This window comes from Curtobacterium sp. MCLR17_039 (assembly GCF_003234745.1).
Classification (GTDB): Bacteria; Actinomycetota; Actinomycetes; order Actinomycetales; family Microbacteriaceae; genus Curtobacterium; species Curtobacterium flaccumfaciens.
Map to the genome: position 1 here is coordinate 345,793 of NZ_QKTF01000001.1, position 23,688 is coordinate 369,480.

Here is a 23,688-nt window from a genome sequence, read left to right on the forward strand (position 1 = left end):
GTACGGCCCCTATGCTCGTCTGCATGACCGCGGCTCTCACCATCGCCTTCGTGCCGGGGGTCTCCCCCGCAAAGTGGGCCCGTGTCTGGCGGGAACGCTTCCCCTCCGTCGAGCTCCGGCTGCGGCCGATCGGCGCCGACGACGTCGACGACACGCTGGCGGGCGAGGCCGACATGGTCTTCGCACGCATGCCCGTGTCCGAGCAGCACAACGCCATCCCGCTCTGGACCGAGACGGCCGTCGTCGCGATGCCCAAGGACTCCCCCCTCGCCGAACTCGCCGAGGTCGACCTCGCCGACGCCGAGGTCCACGTGATCGACGCCGGCCCGGTTCCGGCCGACATCGACGGATCGCTCGACCTGGTCGAGGCGAACGTCGGCGTCGTCGTGCTCCCCCAGTCGCTGTTCCGCGCCGCCAGCCGCAAGGACCTGGTGGGTCGTCCGCTCATGAACGCCGAGGGCACGCGCATCGCGCTGGTCTGGCGGGACGAGGACGCCACCGAGACCACCGAGGAGTTCATCGGCGTGGTGCGCGGGCGGACCGCCAACAGTTCACGCCAGCCGGGAGGCACGGATCGCGACGACGACGACGGCTCGCGTCCGGCTCGTGGCGGCGCCAAGGCCGGGTCGGCTGCCAAGGGTGCGTCCGGTGGGTCGGGCGGGTCGGGCGCGCCGGGCTCCAAGGGCGGCTCCGCCGGCGGCAAGGCCAAAGCCAAGTCGCCCGGCAGCGGGAAGTCCGGCAGCGGCAAGAAGTCGAACACCGGCAAGGGGCCCACGCCCGGTCGCGGCAAGATGCGCGGCAAGCCGAGCCGCGGCTCCAAGGGCAACCGATGACGGACACGCGGCTGGCGCTGATGCCGGCCACGCGCCTCCCGGCCTGGCTCCGGCGCACGATGGCCGAGTACGTCGAGTCACGGATGCAGGCGGGCGAGACCCGCGAGCAGGCCGAGGCGAACGAACAGCAGTCGCGGGACCGTTGGTTCCCGGGCGGGTCTGCCGCCGACGGGCACCTCGTGTGGGACGTCACCGACCAGGACGACACCGTCATCGGGTACCTGTGGATCGGACCGCTCACTCCGGGCAGCACCGATTGGTGGGTGTTCAACGTCGAGATCGACGCGGCACACCGGCGCCGCGGGCACGCCCGGCGGGCACTCGAACTCGGGCACCGCGCCGCCGCCGACAACGGTGCGACGAGCATCGGGCTGAACGTGTTCGGCTACAACACCGGGGCGCAGGAGCTCTACGCGGCGCTCGGGTACCAGGTGACGTCGGCGCAGATGCGGAAGCCGCTGGTCTAGCCCGCGCGGCCGCGCGGCTGCGGCGGCTGCGGCTGCCGCTGCGGCTGCGGCTGCGGCTGCGGCAGCCGCTGCGGCTGCTCGGGTCACCGCCCGGTCACAACACCCCGCGTGCATGGCCCCGGGCGGTCACGAAGTGTCGACTGGCCGCGCCCGGATCGACGTGTCGTGACCACTCGGCGGAGGCCAGCGGCTCGGGTCACCGCCCGGTCACAACACCCCGCGTGCATGGCCCCGGGCGGTCACGAAGTGTCGACTGGCCCCGCCCGGATCGACGTGTCGTGACCACTCGGCGGAGGCCAGCGGGGATTCGTGACCGTCCGAAGGTCCGTGTCAGCGCAGGACGGCTGCGGCGGCGCGGGTCACCCTCGCGCCGCGCGATTCCTCGGCTGCTGCGCGGGCCCGGGTGACGACGACGGCGTCTGCACGCTCGGCCGATCCGTGGTCGAACGGCGGTTGCGGGTCGTACTCGATCTGCAACTGGATCGCCTCGGCCGCGGACTGTCCGGCGAGCTCGGCCGCGAGCCACAGCGCCATGTCGATGCCCGCGCTCACGCCAGCGGCGGTGACGACGGCGCCGTCCCGGGCGATCCGGGCGTCCACCGGCTGCGCTCCGAAGGCCTCGAGCATCGGCTTCGAGGCCCAGTGGGTCGTCGCGCGTCTGCCGGCGAGCAGCCCGGCGGCGCCGAGCACGAAGGCGCCGGTGCACACCGAGGTGATCCACGTCGCGTGCTCGGCCTGGCGCCGCACGAAGGCCACGACGTCCGGGTCGAGCATCGCGTCGAAGGCACCGTCACCACCGGGCACCACGAGCACGTCCGCCGCTCGGGCTTCGCTCATCGTGGTCGTCGGGACGAGTGACAGGCCGCAGTCGCTCGGCACCGGGTCGAGCGTCGCCGCCACGTACTCGACGCGTGCGCCGGGCACGCGGCTGAGGACCTGCGCCGGACCGGTCAGGTCGAGCTGGGTCAGGTGCGGGAACAGCAGGAACGCGATCCGGATGTCGTCGGCCATGTCGTGACCATAGTCCCGGCGTTCCCGTTCCCGTTCTCGCTGGCTTGCCCGTCAGCTCCAGACGCCGGAGGTCCCTCGCCGGTGGCTGCCCATCAGATGGGTGTCGACGATGCCGAGCGCTTCCATCAGGGCGTACATCGTCGTCGGTCCGACGAAGGCGAAGCCGCGCTTCCGCAGCGCCTTCGACAGGGCGAGGGATTCGTCCGACTTCGTCGGGACCTCGGCGGCGGACCGCGGCTCGGGCGTGGTCGTCGGCCGGAACGACCACACGAAGTCGGCGAGCCCACCGTCCTGCCGCAGGGCGATCGTGGCGTTCGCGTTGGTGATCGTCGCGAGGATCTTCGCGCGGTTCCGGACGATCCCGGCGTCGGCCATCAACCGTGCGACGTCGTCCTCGCCGAAGGCCGCGACGGTGTCGGCGTCGAAGTCGGCGAAGGCGGTACGGAACGCCGGTCGTTTCGCGAGGATCGTGCGCCACGACAGGCCGGACTGGAACGCCTCGAGCGACAGCCGCTCGAACACCCCGCGTTCGTCGCGGACGGGCATGCCCCACTCGGTGTCGTAGTACTCGCGCAGGAGAGCGTCCGACGACGCCCAGACCGGCCGGGCGAGGCCGTCGTCGCCGGTGACGAGGTCGGGCACGGACGGGGCGTCGACGGGCTCGGTGCTCATGCGTCCATCCTGGCGGGCGCCGCCGACAGCGCCTGGCTCACTCGGCGGGCGGGCCGTCCTGCGTCGCCTGCTCGTCCATCCACACGTACTCCCAGCGGTGTCCGTCCGGGTCGGTGAAGCTCCGCTGGTACATGAAGCCGAGGTCCATCTCCGGCCGGTCCTCGGTGCCGCCGGCAGCGACCGCGGCGTCGACGATGCGGTGGACGTCCTCCTTCGACGGGGCGCTGAGCGAGTTGATGACCTCGATCGTGTCGGCGTCGGCGATCGTCTTGTCGGTGAACTCGGCGAACTTCGCCGTCGTCAGGATCATCACGGAGATCGACTCGGACACCACCACGCACGCCGCGGTGTCGTCGCTGAAGGCCGGGTTGATGGAGTACCCGAGTGCCTCGTAGAACGCCTTCGAGCGCTCGAGGTCCGTGACGGGCAGGTTGATGAAGACCATCGTGTCCATGGCGGTTCCTTTCGTCACGCTCAACCTGGACCCACCTGGAGCAGCGCGCAACCGTTTCGTGGGGGAACCAACCGGTACACAATATGCTGGCGTGGCGGGCCTACGTGGACGAGTCAGAACCGGGTGGTGGGCGGGACCACACCGCGTACGTCCTCGCCGCGGTGATCATGCGGATCAACGGCGAGGAAGAAGCTCGCGAGGCGGTTCGACGGGCGACCCCTCGGCGCATGCGGAAGCTGCACTGGTACGAGGCACCGCCAGCTCAGCGCATCTCGTGGCTCGATCTCCTCCGGCGTGCGGTGACCGTCATCGTGGTCCGGTACGACGGCGCCGTGGCACGGACGGAACGTCGGCGAAGACGGTGTATCGAACGCCTCGTGCACGAACTCGAGCTGCGGAAGGTCGGCCACATGGTCCTCGAGACGCGCGGACCCGCCCGGGACAAGGATGACCGGGCGATGTTCTATGCGCTCCGCGATCGTGGAGTCGGTCATGGAGTGCGGTTCGAGCACCTCAACCCGTCCGAAGAGCCGCTCCTCGCGTTGGCCGACATCGCCTGCGGGGCTCATGTTGCCGGCCTCGCCGGGGATCACGGACTGACGAGCCCGATCCTGGTTTCCTGACGCACGCCCCCGAAAGCGCAAATCCTCGGGCCCGCGCTGGCTGCAGGACATCCGAGGATCACTTTCGACCGAGCAGCACCCGATCGACATATCAATGCTACCCGCCGTGCTCGGCTCCGGTCAAGGCGTGCGCAGCCCAGGCCGGAAACGACGAAGTCGCTGTCCTCCGACAGCGACTTCGTCGTTCCGTGTCAGGCCGGGGACGCCCGACCCGAGCGGCCTCAGGCCAGCTCGCGTCCCTCGCCCGCGGCACGCTGGTGCGACTCGGCCTCGGCCTGGCCGATGATGTCCTCGGCGGGCACCGGGTTCAGGCGGTCCCAGAGGAAGAACAGGCCGCCGCCGATGAGCAGCGAGATCCCGACCCACAGGTTGATGTGGATCCCGCCGGTCTTCTCGGGGTCGGTGTTCCAGTGCACGATCCCGACGATGGTCGTGATCACGCCGTAGAGCACGAACAGGCCGCCGAGGATGCGGCGCAGGTCGAGTCGGCGGGTGGAACGGACGAGGGCTGCCTTCTGCTCCTCGGTCATCGCGCCGGGGGTGGTGGTGTCACTCATGAGAAGTGGTCTCCTTCGCGGATCAGAGGAACGGGAGGTACAGGACGACGCACAGCACGAGCGCGACGGTGCCGAGCAGGGCGGGCGAGCGGTACCAGGCGGTGTCCGTCGCGACCGAGTCGCCGTGCAGGTCGATCTTGCCGACGCCGTAGACGAGCCCACCGAGCTCCTTCTCGTCCTTCGGCTTGGTGAGCATCGAGACGACGAAGCCGACGATCAGCACGGTGACGAACGAGATGATCGCGCCGTACAGGGTCTCCGCGGTCGCGGTGGCGAACAGGTCCGGGTTCACCAGGTAGGCGATCCAGGTGATCGTCGGGGTCACGATGCCGAGGACGTAGCCCCAGAGCGCTCCCTGCGTCGTCATGCGCTTCCACAGCAGGCCGAGGATGAACACGGCGAACAGCGGTGCGTTGAAGAACGAGAACAGCGTCTGCATGTACGTCATGATGTTCGACGCCTGGGCCGCGATGAACGCGGTCGCGATGCCGACCACGACGCCGACGACGGTGACCCAGCGGCCGGTCTTCAGGTAGTGCAGGTCGGGCATGTTCGGGCGGATGTAGCGCTGCCAGATGTCGTAGGTGAAGACGGTGTTGAACGACGAGACGTTCGCCGCCATGCCGGCCATGAAGGACGCCAGCAGGCCGGTCACCGCGATGCCGAGCACACCGGTTGGCAGGTACATCTGGATGAGCTTCGGGATCGCGTCGTTGTAGGTCAGCGTGCCGTCGGCGAACTGGTTGCCCACCACGGCCGCGGCGATGAGGCCCGGGATCACGACGATGGCCGGGATGAAGAGCTTCGGGATCGCGGCGATGAGCGGGGTGCGACGGGCCGCGGACATGTTCTTCGCCGAGAACGCTCGCTGCACCTCGGTGAAGTTCGTGGTCCAGTACCCGAAACCGAGCACGAAGCCCAGGCCGAGCACGATGGCGAGCCAGTTGGCGCCGATCGGGTTGGTGACGTCGCCGAAGCCGGTGCCGGCCCAGGCCTGCAGGTGCTGCACGCCCTGGGTCTCGGTGATGGCCTTGGACAGGCCGTCCCAGCCGCCGACGCGGTGCAGACCGACGATCGTCAGCGGGATGAGCCCCGCGATGATCACGAAGAACTGCATGACCTCGTTGTAGATCGCGCTCGAGAGCCCGCCGAGGGTGATGTAGACGAGCACGAAGCCGGCGGAGACGATGATCGCCAGCCACTCCGGCCAGCCGAGCATGGCCTCGATGACGATGGCCATCGCGTAGAGGTTGATGCCCGCGATGAGCACGTTCGACACCGCGAACGCGATCGCGTTCACCAGGTGCGGCGCCTTGCCGAAGCGGCGCAGCATGAACTCCGGCACGGAGCGCACCTTCGAGCCGTAGTAGAACGGCATCATCACGAGGCCGAGGAACACCATCGCGGGCACGGCGCCGACGAGGTAGTAGTGCAGGGTGGCCATGCCGATCTGGGCACCGTTGGCCGCCATGCCGAGGATCTCGGTCGCACCGAGGTTCGCGGACACGAACGCCAGGCCCGTGATCCACGCCGGCATCGAGCGCCCGGACAGGAAGAAGTCCATGCTCGTCCGGACCTGCTTGCGGGCGGTGAACCCGATCCCGAGGACGACCGCGAAGTACACGATGATCATCAGGTAGTCGACCCAGCCCAAGTCGAGCCGGATCCCTTCGTTCGCTGCAGCGAGAACCATTCACATCTCCACGTCAGTGTGTTGCAGTCGACAACTCCGCCGACCCGGACGGAGACGTTACACCGATTTGTGACCGTTCACATAGCCAGCGCATGCATCGTCCGAGCCGCGCAGCGCTCCCCCGGTTCGCTACGCTCGGCCCATGACCGACGCGTCGCGCATCCTCGTCCTCAACGGCCCGAACCTCGACATCCTCGGGCGCCGCGACCCGGAGCAGTACGGCACCGTGACGCTCGCCGAGATCGAGGCGATCGTGCACACCGAGGCGGCCGTGCACGGGCTCGAGGCCGACTTCCGCCAGACGAACCGCGAGGGCGAGCTGGTCGAGTGGCTGCACGAGGGCCTGGACGACTTCGCCGCGGTCGTCATCAACCCCGCCGCATACGCGCACACCTCGGTCGCGCTGCACGACGCGGTGGAGGCCCTGTGGGTCCCCGTCGTCGAGGTGCACCTGTCGAACACGTGGAAGCGCGAGCCGTTCCGCCACGTCGACCACGTCGCCACCGCCGCGACGGCGGTCATCGCCGGCGCGGGCGCCGACGGCTACCGCCTGGCGGTCGCGCACGTCGCGTCCCTGCTCGGCTGAGCCGCGGGCGGACCGGACCCACGCCGCCGGTACCGGGGACGCGCCGGCGGTCTCCGTGCAGTGCGGGCGGACTGGAGGCCCGTGGCGGCGTCGCCACGGGCCTCCAGTCCGCCATCTGGTCACGCTGGCTCGCGCCCGTTCCTTCCCATGGCACGCGCGATGCCTGGTGGTTCCGGGCGTACCTGATGAGGAGTTCCGACCCGGTACGCCCGGAAGCACCAGGCTCGCCCGGAAGAGCCGGGCGCGGGCACGCTGATCAGAACTCGGCGGGGCGCCGCACGTCGTTCAGGCCGGCGGTGGCGAAGCCGCCGCGGATGAGCGGCACGGCCCGGCGCACGGCCTGGTCGATGCGGAGCTCCAGGTCGACGCTCGCGATGTCGTAGCCACCCTCGCGCTTGGTGAAGTCCCGCTCGTTCCCGAACACCCCGAGCGGCAGGGTGGTGGACTGGAAGAACCCGAACAGCGGGCGCATCTGGTGCTCGACGAGCAGGGCGTGCCGGTCGCTGCCACCGGTGGCGGTCAGGAGCACCGGGGTGTCGACGAGGTCGTACTGGCCGACCCAGTCGAAGAACAGCTTGAAGGCACCGGAGTAGGCCGCCCGGAAGGCCGGGCTGCCGACGACGAGCACGTCCGCGGCCTCCACCGTCTCGAGGGCCCGGCGCGTGCGGTCGGACATCGTCTCGCGACCCGACGCCGCTCCGAGGTCGGCCAGCAGCGGCCCGATCTCGATCGTCTCGGTCCGGGCGCCGTCGATCTCCTCGGCCAACCGGGCCACCGTCGCCGCGACCAGGGTCGAGGTCCGCGAGGGGTCCGATGGGCTGCCACTGACGCCGACGACCAGTTCTCCGCTCATGCGGTCGATGCTCACACGCTGCCGGGGCGGGCGGCACGTTCGTGACGACATGTGTCGGGTGCCAGTCGGTCGGGGTAGCGTCCGCGCCATGCAGACCTTCCTGCCGTACGCCGACTTCCGGGCATCCGCCGAGGTCCTCGACGACCGGCGGCTCGGCAAGCAGCGAGTCGAGACACTGCAGGTGATGCGAGCGCTGACGCTCCCCGACTACGGCTGGCAGCACCACCCAGTGACGGCGATGTGGCGCGGCTACCGTCCGGCGCTGATGGCGTACCAGGAGGCCACTTGCCGCGTCTGGGCCGAGCGCGGGTACGCCGACACGTGTCTCGAGAAGACCCTGCTCGACCTGGGCCGCGTGCCGGAGGACCTGGCGACGTACGAGCGCGGCGACGTGCCGATCCCGCCGTGGAACGACGACGAGGCCCTGCACGTCTCGCACCGGTCGAAGCTCGTGCAGAAGGCGCCGGAGCACTACCGGGAGCTGTTCCCCGACGTGCCGGACGACCTGGACTACGTCTGGCCGGGGACCCCCGAGCCGGCGACGCACACCGTCTGACGATCAGGCGACCGCCAGGCCGTCAGGCGACCGGGATCCAGCGACCGCCCTCGCGCCGGGTGACGACGTCGGAGCGGATCTCCACCACGTCCCGCAGGCCGCCGACGGCGGCGTCGCGGACGGCCGCGGCGACACGGTCGTCCTCGGCCTCGAAGCGCACGACCGCGCACGGGACGCCACGGAGCAGCCGGACGTCCTCGGCCTCGACCACGGCGTGTTCGCGCACCAGGGCGGCCGCGGCGGGCAGGACGGCGTCCGGTGCCGTGCCGGGCGCGAGGGCGCCGATCGCCAGGGTCACGCGGTACGAGGGCATGCGACGACGCTACCGGGGAACCGGATCCCGCCGTGGGCTGCAGGGGAACCGACGCCGCTCAGGGGTGCGGACGTCGACCCACGGCGGGATCGCGGTGTACGGCGGGACACGACGACAGGGGGAACGTCGCGCCCCGCGCCGGACGTCGATCAGGGGGTCGACATCCGGTCTGGGTCCACCGCGCGGCTCGGTTCAGGGGAACCGCACGGTGGTGGACCTCAAGGGTGTTCGGTGTCCTCTCGGTACCGGTCCGTCTCGGTCGGTGCGGGCATCGACCGGTGGGCGGCGGCTGGCCGGACCATCGGGAGCAGGGCACTCCCGGCGGTCGCGAGCGCTCCGACCACGGCGATGATCCCGAGCGGGGCCGTGCCGAGGTCGTGCTGCGCTGCCAGGGCGAGCGCGACGAGGGTGGCCGGCGCCGGCAGGAGCTGCACCGCTCGGAAGCGGTCGTCCCGTCGTGTCCGGGTCATCATCGCGTTTGCCATGACGACACTCTGACGCAGATCGGTTGTCCGCAGAAGGGGGGACACGTACCCAGAGATGGAGTAGAACGTCTAGTACACCTCAGCCGAGGGCGCGGACGGTCGCCACGGCGTCGGCCACGGCCCCGACGACGACCGGGACGTCGTCGGACGTCAGGGCCGCGTCGAACGTCAGGCGCAGCGCGGTGCGCGCCACGTCCTCGGGGATCCCGAGCGCCGTGAGCACGTGGGAGGCCTCGGTGCTGCCCGCGGCACAGGCGCTGCCCGACGACGACACCACGTCGCGCTGCTCGAGCTCGAGCAGGACGGTCTCGCCGTTGACGCCCGGGAAGCAGAACGACGCGTGCCCGGGCAGCCGGTGCTCCCGCGACCCGGTGACGAACGCGCCGGGAACCGCGGCGAGCACGCCGTCGAGCACCGCGTCGCGCACGGTGGTCGCGGTGCCCTCCCCCGACCGCACCGTCTCAGCCGCCAGCCCGAGGGCGGTCGCCACCGCCACGGCACCGGCCACGTCCTCGGTGCCGGACCGCCGCCCCCGCTCCTGTCCCCCGCCGTGCAGCAGCGGCTCGAGCGGGACGCCGGAGCGCACGGCGAGCACGCCGGTGCCCTTCGGGGCGCCGAGCTTGTGCCCCGACAACGACAGCGCGTCGACGCCCAGGGCCCCGAGACCGATCGGCAGCCAGGGCGCGGACTGCACGGCGTCGGTGTGGAACCGCGCCCCGACCTCGTGCGCCACCGCCGCCAGCGCCGGCACGTCCTGCACGGTGCCGATCTCGTTGTCGGCGTGCGCGATCGAGACGAGCGTGGTGTCCGCGCGGAGGGCCGCTCGCAACACCGCCGGGTCGACGCGGCCGTCCGGCCCGACGGGCAGCACGGTGACGTCGAAGTCGTGGAAGCGGGCGAGGTACGCGCAGCTCTCCAGCACCGCCTCGTGCTCGATGGCGCTCGTGACGACGTGCCGACCGCGGGGCGCGGCGAGGGCGATCCCCTTGATCGCGGTGTTCGCACCCTCGGTGCCGCCGGTGGTGAAGACGACCTCGGCGGGCCGGCACCCGAGCACCCCGGCGACGGCGGCCCGTGCGGCGGTGAGTCCCCGCGCGGCCTCGTCCCCGACGCCGTGCGTCGACGAGGGGTTGCCGAACACCCCCGTCAGGTAGGGCCACATCGCCTCGAGCACCTCGCGGCGGACCGGGGTGGTGGCGGCGCGGTCCAGGTAGAACACGACTAGTCCTGCACGGGCACCGCGACGTGCTCCGTCGGCACCGCGACGTGCTCGGGCACCGCGACGTCGATGTCGAGCCCGAGGTCGAGCGCCCGCGCCGAGTGGGTGAGCGCCCCGACCGAGATGACGTCGACGCCTGTCGCCGCGATCGCCGCGACGGTGTCGAGCGACACGCCTCCCGAAGCCTCGACGAGCGCGCGCCCGGCGACGATCCCGACCCCGGTCACGAGTTCGTCCGGGGTGAAGTTGTCGAGCATGATCGTGTCGACCCCCGCAGCGACGACGGGTTCGATCTGGTCGATGCGGTCCACCTCGACCTCGACGTGCACGGTGTGCCCGAGCCGCTGGCGGGCCTGGGCGATCGCGTCGCCGATGCCGATGCCGCCGGCCAGGAGCACCGCCAGGTGGTTGTCCTTGGCGAGCACGGCGTCGGAGAGCGAGGTGCGGTGGTTGTGTCCGCCACCGCACCGGACGGCGTACCGTTCGAGTGCTCGGAGGCCCGGCGTCGTCTTCCGGGTGTCGACGATCCGCGCAGCGGTGCCCGCGGCGGCCGCGACGTGGGCCGCGGTGGTCGTCGCGATGCCCGACATCCGCTGGACCAGGTTGAGGGCGACCCGTTCGGCCCGCAGCACGGCCCGCGCCGACCCGGTCACGGTCGCGAGGACGTCGCCCGCCGCGAAGTGCGTGCCGTCGGCGACGTGCACCACGGCCTGGATCGACGGGTCGACGGCGTGCATCACGGCGACGAACACCGCACCGCCGCTCAGCACGCCCGGCTCGCGCGCGCCGAGGGTCGCGGTCGCGGTCGCCTCCACGGGGATCAGCGTCTCACTGGTGACGTCGCCCCAGGGCGCGTCCTCCTCGAGGGCGGTCTCGATCACGCGACGGAGCGCGTGCGGCGGGATGGTGCCGGGGTCGGTGGTCATGCGGGTACCTCCTGCGGGACGGCTGCGGAGCCGTCGGCGCGTTCGTCCGTGTGCTCGTCGGGGTGGTCGGCGACCCAGGCGTACGAGGCCGGGGCGGTGGGGTCGGTGTCCGGGTGGTCGGTGCGGGCGTGCGCCCCGCGGGACTCGGTGCGGGCCTCGGCGGCGAGCGCGACGAGTCGGGCCAGGTCGAGGAGCGCACGGTCCTCGTGCTCGCGCACACCGCCGCCGGTCGGCGCCGTCAGCGCGTCGAGGTCGCGGCGGGCGCTGGCCAGCCCGACGGCGTCACGGAGCAGCCCGACCCGGTCCGTCATGACGGACTGGACCGCCTGTCGGACGGCACCGTCGTCGTCGAGGCAGGTCGCGCCTCCAGGCAGGGTCGGAGGGGAGGCCCGGATCGCGTCGGCCGCTCGGGGCACGCTGGTGACGTGGAGGCCGGCGTCCCCGCGCAGGCGGAGCAGGCCGGGTCGCGGTGCAGCGACCGCGTCCGCTGCGCGGACCGCGAAGACGAGTCCCTCGAGCAGGGAGTTCGAGGCGAGCCGGTTGGCGCCGTGGACCCCGGTGCAGGCGGCTTCGCCGACGGCGAGCAGTCCGGGCAGGCTCGTGCGGCCCTCGGCGTCGGTCGCGATGCCGCCCATCGAGTAGTGCGCGGCCGGTGCGACGGGGACGCCTTCGCGGGTCCAGTCGAACCCGGCGGCGCGGGTGGCCCGGGTGAGTCCGGGGAAGCGCGTGACCAGGAACGCGGCGTCGAGGCCGGTGGCGTCGAGGAGCACGGGTGCGCCGCCCTGGTCGCGCACCGCGGCGGCGATCCCCCGGGCGACGACGTCACGCGGAGCGAGCTCGGCGTCCGGGTGCACGTCGGTCATGAAGCGGTGCCCGGCGGCGTCGCGGAGGACGGCACCTTCACCGCGGACGGCTTCGGACACCAGGCCGCCACCGGGGACGGCCAGCCGCGTCGGGTGGAACTGGACGAACTCCAGGTCGGCGAGGACGGCGCCGGCGCGCCAGGCGGCGGCGACCCCGTCACCGGTCGCGACCAGGGGGTTCGTCGTCTCGCGGTACAGGTGTCCGGCTCCCCCGGACGCGATGACGACGGCGTCCGCGTCGAGCCGGCGGGGTTCCCCGAGCAGGTCGAGGACGTCGACGCCGACGACCACGCCGCCGCGGACGACCAGGTCGGTCAGGCTCGTGCGCTCGAGGATCGTGACGTGTCGGCGGTGCAGTGCCGCGATGAGGGTGCGTTCGATGGCGGCTCCGGTCGCGTCACCGTCGGCGTGCACGACGCGCCACCGCCCGTGCGCGGCCTCACGACCGCGGGCGAGGTCGTCGCCGTACCGGTCGAGGGTCGCCGGGTCCGACGACCGGTCGAAGGGCACCCCGAGGGCGAGCAGGTCGCGGACGCGGGCCGGGCCGTCGGTGCACAGGACCTCGACGGCCCGGGCGTCGGCGCTGCCCGCCGCAGCGACGTGGGTGTCGGCCTGGTGCAGCGCCGCGGAGTCGTCGGCGCCGAGCGCCACCGCGATCCCGCCCTGGGCGTACGCGGTGGCGCTGTCGGCGAGCGCCCCCTTCGTCACCAGGGTGACGTCGTGCAGGGCACTGGCGCGGATCGCTGCGGTCAGGCCGGCGATGCCGGAGCCGACGATGACGACGTGCACGGTGGTCTCCCTCGTTCGGTCGGGTCCGCGTCTCAGCCGCGGGGCTTGGCGGCGAGCATCCGCTCGAGCGCCACCTTGGCGTCGGCCTGCACGTCGGCGGGGACGACGATCTCGTTGAGGACCTCGCCGCGGACGAGCGCCTCGAGCACCCAGGCGAGGTAGCCCGGGTGGATCCGGTACATCGTCGAGCAGGGGCAGACGACCGGGTCGAGGCAGAAGATCGTGTGCTGCGGGTACTCGGCGGCGAGCCGGTTCACCATGTTGATCTCGGTGCCGATCGCGAAGGTGGTCGGCTCGGTCGCCGCGGCGACGGTCTTCCGGATCAGGTCGGTGCTGCCGGCGTGGTCGGCGGCGTCGACGACAGCCATCGGGCACTCCGGGTGCACGATGACCTGCACGCCCGGGTGCTCGCGGCGGGCCTGGTCGATCTGGTCGACGGTGAAGCGGCGGTGCACCGAGCAGAAGCCGTGCCAGAGGATGACCTTCGCCTCGAGCAGCTCCGCGGCGGTGTTGCCCCCACCGGGCAGCCGGGGGTTCCACATCGGCATCAGGTCGGTGCTGATGCCCATCGCCTTCGCGGTGTTGCGGCCGAGGTGCTGATCGGGGAAGAACAGGACGCGCTGCCCGCGCTCGAAGGCCCACTCGAGCACCGTCGCGGCGTTCGACGAGGTGCAGACGATGCCACCGTTCCGACCGCAGAAGGCCTTGAGGTCGGCGGCGGAGTTCATGTAGGTGACCGGGATCACGGGGACGCGACCGTCGGCGTCGGGCTCGGTGCCGTACACCGCCGTCAGCTCCGCCCACGCCGCCTCGACGCTGTCGATGTCCGCCATGTCGGCCATCGAGCAGCCGGCGGCCAGGTTCGGCAGGATGACGCGCTGGTCGTCGCGCGCCAGGATGTCGGCGGTCTCGGCCATGAAGTGCACCCCGCAGAACACGATCGCCTCGGCGTCGGGCTTCGTCAGGGCGGCGCTCGCGAGCTGGAACGAGTCGCCGAGGAAGTCCGCGTGCCGGACGACCTCGTCGCGCTGGTAGAAGTGCCCGAGGACGACGACCCGGTCGCCGAGGGTGGCCTTCGCCCGCTCGATGCGCTCGTGGAGCTCGTCGGTCGGGGCCGTCTTGTACTCGTCGGGCAGGACACCCTGGCGCGGGGCACTCGTCGGGATGACGTCGGACATCGACGACCCCGGGCCGTACCCGGGGCGGGAGTCGAAGTCCCACGTCGGCATCGCGAGGTCGGGCGTGCAGGTGCTGCCTGCGGCCCTGCCGTTGGAGATGAGTTCGATCGTCGTGGCGATGGACACGGGGTTTCCTATCGGTTCCGCTGCTGGTGCTGATCGGCCCCGGTCTGCAGCGGGCCGTTGTCCGCGTAGGCCAGGTCGGGGTTCGAGCGGTACAGCCGGGCCGGACGGTGCCGGCCCCCGCTCGTGGTCTCGTCGGTCGGCAGGACCGCGTCGGTCTTCTCGACCTGCCGACGGAAGTTCGCGGGGTCGAGTGCTCGGCCGAGCACCGCCTCGTACACGCCCCGGAGTTCGGCGAGGGTGAAGCGGTCGCCGAGGAACGCCTGCGCGATCCGCGAGTACGACATCTTGTTGCGCAGCCGCCACAGGGCGTACTCGACGATGCGGTCGTGGTCGAAGGCGAGCGGCGGGTGCTCGTCGGCCAGGAACCACCGGACGTTCCAGTCGTCGGGCACGACGTTCGCCTCGTCCGGGTGAACGAGCGCCCAGTACACGATCGACACCACGCGGCTCGGGGAGCGTCCGACGTCACCGAACGCGTACAGCTGCTCGAGGTACCGCGGCTGGACGTTCGTCGTCTCGCGCAGTCGGGCGGCCGCGGAGTCCTCGAGGCCCTCGTCGTCGCCGACCCAGCCGCCGGGGAGCGCCCAGGAACCCTCGAACGGTTCGGCGACGCGACGGACGAGCGGCATCCACAGCGCCGGGGCCCCGGTGTCGGGGTGCGGGCGCAGTGCGACGATCACGGTGGAGACCGCGACGCGGATGCCTGCTTCGTCCATGGTGGAGATAGTGTCAATCTGACTCGAAGTGTTCGGGTTGAGATGACACTATCACTGCCGACGCGGTGCGCTCGTCACGAGCCGGAAACAGATCGTCACGGGGCCGAAAACTCCCGGGAGGCCGCCGCGGTTAGCGTGGAGGACATGACGACGGTGACGAGGGTGCATGCCGTGGTGTCGGGGACGGTCCAGGGGGTCGGTTTCCGGTACTGGACCGCTCGGAAGGCCGACGGGCTCGACCTCGTCGGCTACGCGAGGAACCTCTGGGACGGCACGGTGGAGGTCGAGGCAGAGGGACCCTCGGTCGCCGTGGACTCGTTGGTCGAGTGCCTGCGCACCGGGCCGCCGTCGGCGACCGTGACCGACGTCACCCTGCGGTCGGTCGTGCCGCACGGGGACGCCGACGGGTTCGCGATCCTGCACTGAGCGGACGTGCGTGGGAGCGCTGCCGGCGCCCGGCTTGCTCGGCACCGATCGTTCACCTGCGGATGTCGGATCGAAGCGGAATAATCGCATCCACTCAGGGAGTTGGCCTGTCTGCGCGTCCTGCGCCACACACTTTCCACCCGTCGTGACCCACCAGGAGCACCCGCATGACCCAGGCCGTCGATTCCGCCCCCCGCACGGGAAGCGTCTCGCAGCCGTCCGCTGCCGAGACCCGACTCGTGATCGGGCTGCTGCTCGTCTCCGCGTTCGTCGTCATCCTCAACGAGACCATCATGGGCGTGGCCCTGCCCCGGCTCATGGACGACCTGGACATCAGCGCCGCGACCGGCCAGTGGCTGACCACCGGCTTCCTGCTCACCATGGCGGTCGTCATCCCGATCACCGGGTTCCTGCTGCAGCGCTTCAACACCCGACCGGTGTTCGTCTGGGCGATGGGCCTGTTCTCGGTCGGCACGCTGATCGCCCTGCTCGCGCCGGGCTTCACCGTCCTGCTCGTCGGCCGCATCGTGCAGGCCAGCGGCACCGCGATCATGATGCCGCTGCTGATGACGACGGTCCTGACCCTCGTCGACCCCGCGCACCGTGGCCGCATCATGGGCAACATCTCGATCGTCATCTCGGTCGCTCCGGCCATCGGCCCGACGATCTCCGGCCTGATCCTCAACGCGTTCTCGTGGCGCTGGCTGTTCGGCTTCGTGCTGCCCATCGCGATCGCGGCGCTCATCCTCGGCATGGTCAAGGTGCAGAACGTCTCGACGCCGCGCAAGGCACCGATCGACGTCGTCTCGGTGGTGCTCTCCGCCTTCGCGTTCGGCGGCATCGTCTACGGCCTGTCCAGCATCGGCGAAGCCGGCACGACCGGTCCGCTCGTCCCGGTGACCGCCCTGGTCGTCGGTGCCGTCGCCCTCGCGGTGTTCATCGTCCGGCAGACGCGCCTGCAGCGCACCGACAGCGCCCTGCTCGACCTGCGCACCTTCCGCACCCGTGGCTTCACGGTGCCGATCGTCGCGATGGGCCTGAGCTTCATGGCGATGTTCGGCACGCTCATCCTGCTGCCGATCTACCTGGAGCGCGTCCTCGGCCTCGAGGTCCTGCAGGTCGGCCTGCTGCTGCTCCCCGGTGGTCTGCTGATGGGCCTGCTCTCCCCCATCGTCGGTCGCATCTACGACCGCCGTGGCCCGCGCGTGCTGCTCATCCCCGGATCGATCATCGTGAGCGCCGTGCTCTGGGCGCTCTCCACCGTCGGCGTCGACACCAGCGTGTGGTTCGTCCTCGGTGCGCACGTGGTGCTGAGCATCGGCCTGGCCCTGACCTTCACGCCGCTGTTCACCGCGGCGCTCGGCGGGCTGCCCCCGAAGCTGTACTCGCACGGCAGCGCGGTGCTCGGCACGGCGCAGCAGCTCGCCGGTGCGGCGGGCACCGCCCTGTTCGTCACGCTGCTGACGATCGGTGCGGCCACCGCCGTCGAGGGCTCCGGTGCCCGTGGGGTCCAGGTGGCCACCGCGTCGGGCGTCGGCACCGCCTTCATGGTCGGCGCGATCATCTCGCTGTTCGGCATCCTGGCGTCGGTGTTCGTCCGCCGGCCCGAGCTGCCCGAAGGCGCGCCGACGCCCCCGCCCGTGCACTGACCGACGAGCCTCGCGCACTGACCGACGAGCAGGGCCGGACGCCGAACCCGTGACGGGACCGGCGCCCGGCCCGCTCCCGTCTCCGGCCCGCGTGGCAGGGTGGGCGCCATGCGGTCGACGACGAGCGAGCTCAACTGGTCCGGCACGGTCACGTACACGGCCGAACGGGTCGTCCGCCCGTCGTCGATCGACGAGGCCGCCCAGGTCGTGGCCGACGCCGACCGGGTGCACGGCCTCGGCACCCGGCACTCGTTCAACGACGTCGCCGACACCGCGGGCACCCTGCTCGACCTGACCGGCATCCCCACCGACCTGGTCGTCGACGCCGAGCACCGCACCGTCACGCTCGGGGCCGGCACCCGGTACGGCGACGTCGCGGCCGACATCGACCGTGCCGGGTTCGCCCTGCACAACACGGGGTCCCTGCCGCACATCTCGGTCGGCGGTGCGGTCGCGACGGGCACCCACGGCTCCGGCACGACACTGGGGTCGCTCGCCACCGCGGTGCGCGCGTTCGAGGTGCTCGGCCCGGACGGCTCCGCCCGGACTCTCGACCGGACGGACCCCTCGTTCGACGGTGCCGTGCTGCACCTCGGACTGCTCGGCATCGTGACCCGGGTGACCCTCGACGTGGAACCTGCCTACCGGATGCGTCAGGACGTCTACGGCGCGATCCCCTGGGACACCTTCACGGCGAACGTCGCCGAGGTGCACGCCGCCGCGTACTCGGTGTGCGCCTACACGGTGTTCGGCGACGCGATCACCGAGGTCCTGGTGAAGTCACGCGTCCCCGACGGCGCCGAGGATGTGCCGGTGCCCGAAGCGCTGGCCGGCGCACGCCGCCTGCCCGGCACCCCCGGCGACGACCGCCGGACCGCGCGCGACGGCTCGGTCGGCCCGTGGTGGGACCGGCTGCCGCACTTCCCGATCGGGTCCGTCCCGAGCCACGGGTCCGAGGTGCAGAGCGAGCACTTCGTCCCGCTCCGGCACGCGGCGGCCGCCCTCGACGCGCTCCGGGGGCTCGCCGACCGGTTCCAGCCGCACCTGCACGTCTGCGAACTCCGGACGATGGCGGCGGACGACCTCTGGCTCAGCCCGACCCAGGGCGAGGACGTGCTCTGCATCGCGTTCACCTGGAAGAAGCACCCGGCCGAGGTCGCCGCGCTCCTGCCCGACCTGGAGTCCCGGCTCGCAGCCTTCGACGGCCGACCGCACTGGGGCAAGATGAGCTCGCTCGACCACGCGGCGATCGCCGGGCTGTACCCACGGCTGGCGGACTTCCGCGACCTCGTCGCCCGGGCCGACCCGGAGCGGACGTTCGCATCCGCGTTCGGCGAGCGGGTGCTCGGGACCTGAGCCGGGCCTCCAGGCCGTGCCCCGGAACCAGGTTCCGGACACGGCACCACGGGATCGCGCGGTGCTGTGTCCGGAACCTGGTTCCAGAGGCGGGAACGCACCCGATGCGTGCCCCGCTAGTCGGTCGTGAACGCGAGCGGCGTGATCGTCCGCGTCTCGCCGTCCCAGTGCCGGACGCCGCCGACGTCGAGCGTCTCCGGCAGCGGCACAGCGCGCAGCGCAGCGACGGCGCGCGGCAGGTCCTCGTCACGCACCCGGCGGGCCAGCGTGACGTGCGGCGACCAGTGCCCGGGCACGGACGTCTCGACTCCGCCGGGGGCGACCGCGTGCACCTCGCCGTGGAAGGTCGTGAGTGCCGCGTCGACGACCACCGCGCGCACGAGGACCGACCGACCGGCACCCGCGGGGAAGAGCAGCAGCCCGCCGAGCCGGATCGAGGTCGGCACCGACGTGCGGAACCCCGCCGGCACGGGCAGCGTGTCCCCGGCGGCCAGGGTGACGTGCGGAGCGTTCGACGGCGACGGGTGCCGGCCGAGGCTCGGCAGGTCCGCGTCGATCAGGGCCTGCCAGGCGGACCGCACGGCGGCGTCCGACTCCGGACCGAGGACGAGTTCGATGCTGCGCACGGTCCGAGTCAACCAACCGGGACCGCGAGGTGCCCCGTGACGGTTCAGCGGGCCGCGCACTGGCGGCGATGTAACACAGCGGAACGGAACTCGCCCCGGGGGTGGACCGCACGTCACACTCGTCTCCACGCCGCGGACCACCGCGGCTCCCCCACACGCACGGCCCACGAGGAGCACCAGCATGTCCGCAGCCCCCGCACTGCCCGAGAAGCCGAAGGGCAAGCGCCCGATCGGCTGGATCGTCGCCGCCGCGATCGTCGTCGTGGCGATCGTCGTCGCCGTCATCGTCGGAGCCGTCCGCTCCGGGAGCAACGACGCCGGTGCCGCCGGAGACGCCGCCCCGAAGACCGTCACGATCGGTGTGTCGGACAAGTCGCTCGGCTACTGGAGCACGTACACGAAGCTCGCGAAGGACAAGCTCAACGTCACCGTCAAGCTGACGAACTTCTCGGACTACTCGCTGCCGAACCCCGCCCTCAAGGACGGCCAGCTGGACATCAACCAGTTCCAGCACATCCAGTACCTGGCGGACTACAACGTCACCTCCGACGACGACCTGCAGCCGATCGGTTCGACCGCCGTGTACCCGCTGCCGCTCTATGCGACGAAGTACGACAAGCCGTCCGAGCTGCCCGCGAACGCGAAGGTCGCGATCCCGAACGACTCGATCAACCAGGCCCGTGCGCTCCTGATCCTGCAGGCGGCGGACCTGATCACGCTCAAGGACGGCGGCTCGGCGTTCTCCACCGCGGACGACATCGAGACGAAGAAGGTCGACGTCCAGCCCCTCGACGCCTCGCAGACCGCGAACGCGCTGCAGCAGGGCTCCGTCGCCGCCGCCGTCGTGAACAACAACTTCGCCACCGCCGCCGGCCTGCCGATCTCGGACGCGATCTACCAGGACGACCCCTCGAGCGCGAGCGCCGCCCCGTACGTGAACGTGTTCGCCGTCCGCGACGAGGACAAGGGCAACAAGACCTACCTCGAGCTAGCGGAGCTGTTCCAGGACGACGCCGTGCAGAAGGCCTTCGCGAAGGACCTGCCCGAGGCCGTCGCCCGCGACGAGAGCGCCTCGAAGCTGCAGGACAAGCTCGCCCAGGTCGAGCAGGACGCGAAGGCGGCCAAGCAGTAGTGCCGGTCCTCGTCGAACTCCGCGGCGTCTCGAAGCACTACCGCCGCGCCGACACCGGCGAGACCGTGGTGGCCGTCGAGGACGTCTCCCTGGACGTGCACCAGGGAGAGGTCCTCGGCGTCATCGGGTACTCCGGTGCCGGCAAGTCCACCCTGGTCCGCCTGGTCAACGCGCTGGAACTGCCGAGTTCCGGCACGGTGACCGTCGCGGGCCGCGAGCTGACGGCGATCCCCGAGCGGGACCGCCGTCTGGCGCGTCGCAACATCGGGATGATCTTCCAGCAGTTCAACCTGTTCCGGTCCCGCACCATCGCCGGCAACGTCGCGTACCCGCTCAAGGTTGCCGGCGTGCCGAAGGCCGAACGGAACCGCCGCGTCGCCGAGCTGCTCGACTTCGTCGGCCTGCTCGAGCGCGCCCACGCCTACCCGGAGCAGCTGTCCGGCGGCCAGAAGCAGCGCGTCGGCATCGCCCGAGCCCTCGCCGCGTCGCCCGACCTGCTGCTCGCCGACGAGGCGACCAGCGCCCTCGACCCGGAGACCACGTCCGAGGTGCTCGCGCTGCTCCGCCGCGTCAACCGGGAGCTCGGCGTCACCATCATCGTCATCACGCACGAGATGGACGCCGTCCGGCAGATCGCCGACCGGGTCGCCGTGATGGAGCAGGGGCGGGTCGTCGAGGTCGGGGACGTCTACGACGTGTTCTCGACCCCGAAGACCGGCGCCGCACAGCGCTTCGTCCGCACCGCGCTGCACGACCGTCCCTCCCCCGAGACGCTCCGGCGCCTGCGGGACCGCCACCCGGGTCGGCTCGTCACGGTGCAGATCACGGACGAGGCCGGGCTGCAGAACCGCATCGACGCCGCGTTCCGTGCCGCCGGGGTCACCGCCGAGCTCGTCTACGGCGGGGTCGGCGAGATCCGGGAGCGCAGGATCGGGTCGCTCACCTACGAGCTGAGCGACGCCAGCGGCGGGCCAGGCCGGCCAGGCGGTCCCGGAGGGTCGGGCGCGCCCGGTGCGTCCGGCGCCATCGACGCCGCGATCGCCGCACTCCGCGCCGACGGCGTCACGACCGACGAGGAGGCCGCCGCGTGAACAACAACTCGTTCCAGAGCGTGATCGACACGTTCGACGTCTTCCTCGCCGCCATCCGCGACACCATCGTGATGTCGCTGATCTCGCTGGTCATCGCCGGGGTCATCGGCCTCGCGCTCGGCCTGCTGCTGTACGCGACCCGGCCGGGCAACGTCCTCGGCAACCGCACCGCGTACACGGTGCTCAACGTGTTCGTGAACCTGATCCGCCCGATCCCGTTCGTGATCTTCCTCGCGGCGATCGCGCCGCTGTCACGGGTCGTCGTGCAGACCACGATCGGTGTCCCCGCGGTGACCTTCGCGATCTCGTTGGCCGCGGCCTTCGCGGTGTCCCGGATCGTCGAGCAGAACCTGCTGTCGGTCGACCCGGGCGTCGTCGAGGCGGCTCGGGCCTCGGGTGCGCACCCCGTGTCGATCCTGCTGACGGTGCTCATCCCCGAGGGTCTCGGCCCCCTGATCCTCGGATACACGTTCATCTACATCGGCATCGTGGACATGACGGCGCAGGGCGCCCTGATCGGTGGCGGCGGACTCGGCGAGTACGCGATCACCTACGGCTCGCAGCGCTACGACTGGTGGGTGGTCTACGTCTCGGTGGCGGCGATCGTCGTCATCGTGCAGCTCGGCCAGTTCATCGGCAACCGCTTGGCGCGCGCGACGCTGCGTCGCTGACGCGGGCTCGCGGGGCGCCGGTGCACCGCTCTGGAGGCCCGGTGCCGGTCCACGAGACCGGCACCGGGCCTCCGGTGCGTCGCCGCTCGGACGGACGCGCCCAGGGTCGTGCGCCGAGCGGTCACGACTCCCCGCTCACCTCCGCCGAAGGTGCACGAACCGTCGCCCGCCGCCCCCGCAACCGACAGTTCCCGACCACTCGACGCCACACCCGCGGCACGTCGAGCGACCTCGGCACGAGCCGCCGCCGCTCGACGACGCGCACGGCACCGACTGCCGAGCAGTCACGACTCCCCGCTCACCTCCGCCGAAGGCGCACGAACCGTCGCCCGACGCCCCCGCAACCGACAGTTCCCGACCACTCGACGCCACACCCGCGGCACGTCGAGCGACCTCGGCACGAGCCGCCGCCGCCCGACGACGCGCACGGCACCGACTGCCGAGCGGTCACGACTCCCCGCTCACCTCCGCCGAAGGCGCACGAACCGTCGTCCGACGCCCCCGCAACCGACAGTTCCCGACCACTCGGCGCCACACCCGCGGCATGTCGAGCGACCTCGGCACGAGCCGCCGACGAACCGCCGGCGCGCCCGGCACCGACCGCCGAGCGGTCACGACTCCCCGCTCACCTCTGCAAAAAGGTGCACGAACCGACGCCCGCCTCCCCCGCAACCAACAGATCTCGACCACTCGACGCCACACCCGCGGCACGTCGAGCGACCTCGGCACGAGCCGCCGACGAACCGACGACGCGCACTGCACCGACTGCCGAGCGGTCACGACTCCCCGCTCACCTCCGCCGAAGGCGCACGAACCGTCGCCCGCCGCCCCCGCAACCGACTGATCCCGACCACTCGGCGCCACGCGCGCGGCACGTCGAGCGACCTCGACACGAGCGGCGAGCGGCAGCGGCAGCGCCGGGTCAGGCCGCGGGAGCCTCGACGGTGGTGACGGCGCCGGTCTCGCCCGGGTGCTCGTAGTGGGCACGCACCAGGATCGGGCGGTGGTCGGAGATGCCGGCCGGCAGGGTCTCGACGCCGGCGATGTGCAGGCCGACGCTCGTCGCGAAGTCGAAGTGGCCCGTGAACTTGCGGTAGCGCAGGTACGTCGGCTGGTCGGACAGCGACAGGGCGAAGCCGTGCTGCTCGATCTTGCGGCGCAGGTTCGTCTGGAACCACGGGTAGTTGAAGTCACCGACCATGACCGCGGGCACGTCCTTCGCCAGCTCGCGCAGGAACTGGTGCGCCGCCTCGATCTGCTTGCGGCGCAGGGAGTTCGTCGCGGTGAGCGGTGAGGCGTGGAACGAGGCGACGACGACCTCGGCGTCGGCCTCGGTGTCACGCAGGTGCATCGCGATGAGCCGCTCGTGCGCGGGTGCGAGGACCCGGTCGTGCAGCGACTTCTGCAGGGAGTGGATGCTGAAGTCCTGCACCTCGAAGCGGTCGTCACGCTTGTAGATCGCGAGCCCGAGTCGGTTGGTGCGGGTCGACGCGGCGAGCGAGAGGCCGCCGATCGACGGTGCGAGGTCGTTGCTGTCGCACTCCTGCACGCACAGGACGTCGGCTTCGGAGGCCTCGGCCAGTGCGGCGAGCTCGCTGTTCGCGGTGTGCTCGCGGAGGTTGTAACTGACGACACGGAGCTGCGTGGGCTGCACGGTCTGCTCTGATGCGATCGTGCTCTGCTGCTCTGGCGCGGCCATGCTGCCTTCCTGTCCGGGTGTTCCGGTCACCCTGCCGCGGTCACCGTACTCGGGTACCGCGGACGGTTGCTGAGACTGTAACGCCTGCCGGGTTTCGTCCGTGTGACCGTGACGGAAA

26 protein-coding genes are annotated in these 23,688 nt (G+C 71.5%); 11 read left to right on the top strand and 15 right to left on the bottom strand.

The features are described 5' to 3' along the window. Positions 1-23 precede the first annotated feature (23 nt). Positions 24-833 carry a LysR family transcriptional regulator substrate-binding protein gene (locus DEJ00_RS01670; RefSeq protein ID WP_181440058.1) on the top strand — a complete coding sequence of 270 codons (810 nt, stop codon included), beginning with the start codon at positions 24-26 and terminating at the stop codon, positions 831-833. Beyond that, positions 830-1,300: a GNAT family N-acetyltransferase gene (locus tag DEJ00_RS01675; protein ID WP_111056224.1), complete on the top strand. Its 471-nt coding sequence runs from the start codon at positions 830-832 to the stop codon at positions 1,298-1,300. Before DEJ00_RS01670 ends, DEJ00_RS01675 begins: the two co-directional genes overlap by 4 nt. Positions 1,301-1,630: 330 nt before the next feature. Here the strand turns inward: DEJ00_RS01675 and DEJ00_RS01680 are convergent, their stop codons facing one another. Genes DEJ00_RS01680 through DEJ00_RS01690 form a run of 3 tightly spaced genes read right to left on the bottom strand, consistent with a single transcriptional unit; the run spans position 1,631 to position 3,437 of the window. Then, positions 1,631-2,311, bottom strand: coding sequence for a DJ-1/PfpI family protein (locus DEJ00_RS01680; protein WP_111056225.1), 681 nt, complete (start codon positions 2,309-2,311; stop codon positions 1,631-1,633). A gap of 51 nt (positions 2,312-2,362) precedes the next feature. Next, positions 2,363-2,983, bottom strand: coding sequence for a DNA-3-methyladenine glycosylase I (locus DEJ00_RS01685; RefSeq protein ID WP_111056226.1), 621 nt, complete (start codon positions 2,981-2,983; stop codon positions 2,363-2,365). Between the two features lie 37 nt (positions 2,984-3,020). After that, positions 3,021-3,437: a VOC family protein gene (locus tag DEJ00_RS01690; protein ID WP_111056227.1), complete on the bottom strand. Its 417-nt coding sequence runs from the start codon at positions 3,435-3,437 to the stop codon at positions 3,021-3,023. A gap of 83 nt (positions 3,438-3,520) precedes the next feature. On the opposite strand from DEJ00_RS01690, the gene DEJ00_RS18925 reads away from it, so the two are divergent. Continuing rightward, entirely contained in the window at positions 3,521-4,060 is a 540-nt protein-coding gene (locus tag DEJ00_RS18925) for a DUF3800 domain-containing protein (protein ID WP_111056228.1), read from the top strand. 221 nt (positions 4,061-4,281) lie between these two features. On the opposite strand, the gene DEJ00_RS01700 is transcribed toward DEJ00_RS18925, so the two are convergent. After that, positions 4,282-4,617 (bottom strand): hypothetical protein, encoded by a 336-nt coding sequence (locus DEJ00_RS01700; protein ID WP_071247515.1) that lies wholly within the window; start codon positions 4,615-4,617, stop codon positions 4,282-4,284. 22 nt (positions 4,618-4,639) lie between these two features. Continuing rightward, positions 4,640-6,310 (bottom strand): sodium:solute symporter family protein, encoded by a 1,671-nt coding sequence (locus tag DEJ00_RS01705; RefSeq protein ID WP_111056229.1) that lies wholly within the window; start codon positions 6,308-6,310, stop codon positions 4,640-4,642. Between the two features lie 142 nt (positions 6,311-6,452). Between DEJ00_RS01705 and aroQ the strand changes: the two genes are divergently transcribed. After that, positions 6,453-6,896 carry a type II 3-dehydroquinate dehydratase gene (aroQ, locus tag DEJ00_RS01710; protein ID WP_111056230.1) on the top strand — a complete coding sequence of 148 codons (444 nt, stop codon included), beginning with the start codon at positions 6,453-6,455 and terminating at the stop codon, positions 6,894-6,896. Positions 6,897-7,152: 256 nt separating this feature from the next. Here aroQ and DEJ00_RS01715 read toward each other — a convergent pair whose 3' ends face one another. Then, a complete protein-coding gene (locus DEJ00_RS01715) occupies positions 7,153-7,749 on the bottom strand; it encodes an NAD(P)H-dependent oxidoreductase (protein WP_042538253.1) in 597 nt (198 codons plus the stop codon). Positions 7,750-7,837: 88 nt separating this feature from the next. Between DEJ00_RS01715 and DEJ00_RS01720 the strand changes: the two genes are divergently transcribed. Further along, complete coding sequence (locus DEJ00_RS01720) at positions 7,838-8,305, top strand: MSMEG_6728 family protein (RefSeq protein ID WP_027466299.1); 468 nt, start codon at positions 7,838-7,840, stop codon at positions 8,303-8,305. 22 nt (positions 8,306-8,327) lie between these two features. Here the strand turns inward: DEJ00_RS01720 and DEJ00_RS01725 are convergent, their stop codons facing one another. The 7 genes from DEJ00_RS01725 to DEJ00_RS01755 all read right to left on the bottom strand — a co-directional run bounded on the left by DEJ00_RS01725 (position 8,328) and on the right by DEJ00_RS01755 (position 14,920). Next, the gene (locus DEJ00_RS01725) at positions 8,328-8,618 is read right to left on the bottom strand and encodes a hypothetical protein (RefSeq protein ID WP_111056231.1); all 291 of its coding nucleotides are present in this window, start codon (positions 8,616-8,618) and stop codon (positions 8,328-8,330) included. Positions 8,619-8,836: 218 nt separating this feature from the next. After that, entirely contained in the window at positions 8,837-9,103 is a 267-nt protein-coding gene (locus tag DEJ00_RS01730; RefSeq protein WP_111233264.1) for a hypothetical protein, read from the bottom strand. Between the two features lie 79 nt (positions 9,104-9,182). Continuing rightward, positions 9,183-10,322: a cysteine desulfurase family protein gene (locus tag DEJ00_RS01735; protein ID WP_111056232.1), complete on the bottom strand. Its 1,140-nt coding sequence runs from the start codon at positions 10,320-10,322 to the stop codon at positions 9,183-9,185. A 2-nt stretch (positions 10,323-10,324) separates the two neighbouring features. After that, positions 10,325-11,248, bottom strand: coding sequence for a carboxylating nicotinate-nucleotide diphosphorylase (gene nadC / locus DEJ00_RS01740; protein ID WP_111056233.1), 924 nt, complete (start codon positions 11,246-11,248; stop codon positions 10,325-10,327). Next, positions 11,245-12,900, bottom strand: a complete 1,656-nt coding sequence (gene nadB / locus DEJ00_RS01745) for an L-aspartate oxidase (protein WP_111056234.1) — start codon at positions 12,898-12,900, stop codon at positions 11,245-11,247. Before nadB ends, nadC begins: the two co-directional genes overlap by 4 nt. Before the next feature lie 32 nt (positions 12,901-12,932). Further along, positions 12,933-14,204, bottom strand: a complete 1,272-nt coding sequence (gene nadA / locus DEJ00_RS01750; protein WP_111056235.1) for a quinolinate synthase NadA — start codon at positions 14,202-14,204, stop codon at positions 12,933-12,935. Between the two features lie 8 nt (positions 14,205-14,212). After that, complete coding sequence (locus DEJ00_RS01755) at positions 14,213-14,920, bottom strand: NUDIX domain-containing protein (protein ID WP_035808830.1); 708 nt, start codon at positions 14,918-14,920, stop codon at positions 14,213-14,215. Between the two features lie 144 nt (positions 14,921-15,064). Here DEJ00_RS01755 and DEJ00_RS01760 point away from each other — a divergent pair, with 144 nt between their 5' ends. From DEJ00_RS01760 to DEJ00_RS01770, 3 genes are all read left to right on the top strand, one after another. Continuing rightward, on the top strand, positions 15,065-15,346 hold the full coding sequence (locus tag DEJ00_RS01760) for an acylphosphatase (RefSeq protein WP_035808828.1): 282 nt from the start codon (positions 15,065-15,067) through the stop codon (positions 15,344-15,346). 167 nt (positions 15,347-15,513) lie between these two features. Beyond that, a complete protein-coding gene (locus DEJ00_RS01765; protein ID WP_111056236.1) occupies positions 15,514-16,995 on the top strand; it encodes an MDR family MFS transporter in 1,482 nt (493 codons plus the stop codon). Between the two features lie 108 nt (positions 16,996-17,103). Then, positions 17,104-18,351, top strand: a complete 1,248-nt coding sequence (locus tag DEJ00_RS01770; protein WP_111056237.1) for a D-arabinono-1,4-lactone oxidase — start codon at positions 17,104-17,106, stop codon at positions 18,349-18,351. Positions 18,352-18,467: 116 nt separating this feature from the next. Here DEJ00_RS01770 and DEJ00_RS18405 read toward each other — a convergent pair whose 3' ends face one another. Continuing rightward, positions 18,468-18,977, bottom strand: coding sequence for a 2'-5' RNA ligase family protein (locus DEJ00_RS18405; RefSeq protein ID WP_173034733.1), 510 nt, complete (start codon positions 18,975-18,977; stop codon positions 18,468-18,470). Between the two features lie 181 nt (positions 18,978-19,158). Between DEJ00_RS18405 and DEJ00_RS01780 the strand changes: the two genes are divergently transcribed. Genes DEJ00_RS01780 through DEJ00_RS01790 form a run of 3 tightly spaced genes read left to right on the top strand, consistent with a single transcriptional unit; the run spans position 19,159 to position 21,871 of the window. Then, positions 19,159-20,109: a MetQ/NlpA family ABC transporter substrate-binding protein gene (locus tag DEJ00_RS01780; protein WP_111056238.1), complete on the top strand. Its 951-nt coding sequence runs from the start codon at positions 19,159-19,161 to the stop codon at positions 20,107-20,109. Next, complete coding sequence (locus tag DEJ00_RS01785) at positions 20,109-21,200, top strand: methionine ABC transporter ATP-binding protein (protein WP_027466288.1); 1,092 nt, start codon at positions 20,109-20,111, stop codon at positions 21,198-21,200. Before DEJ00_RS01780 ends, DEJ00_RS01785 begins: the two co-directional genes overlap by 1 nt. After that, on the top strand, positions 21,197-21,871 hold the full coding sequence (locus tag DEJ00_RS01790) for a methionine ABC transporter permease (protein WP_017888525.1): 675 nt from the start codon (positions 21,197-21,199) through the stop codon (positions 21,869-21,871). Before DEJ00_RS01785 ends, DEJ00_RS01790 begins: the two co-directional genes overlap by 4 nt. Positions 21,872-22,793: 922 nt before the next feature. Here DEJ00_RS01790 and DEJ00_RS01795 read toward each other — a convergent pair. Beyond that, complete coding sequence (locus DEJ00_RS01795) at positions 22,794-23,570, bottom strand: endonuclease/exonuclease/phosphatase family protein (RefSeq protein ID WP_051596881.1); 777 nt, start codon at positions 23,568-23,570, stop codon at positions 22,794-22,796. Positions 23,571-23,688 lie beyond the last annotated feature (118 nt).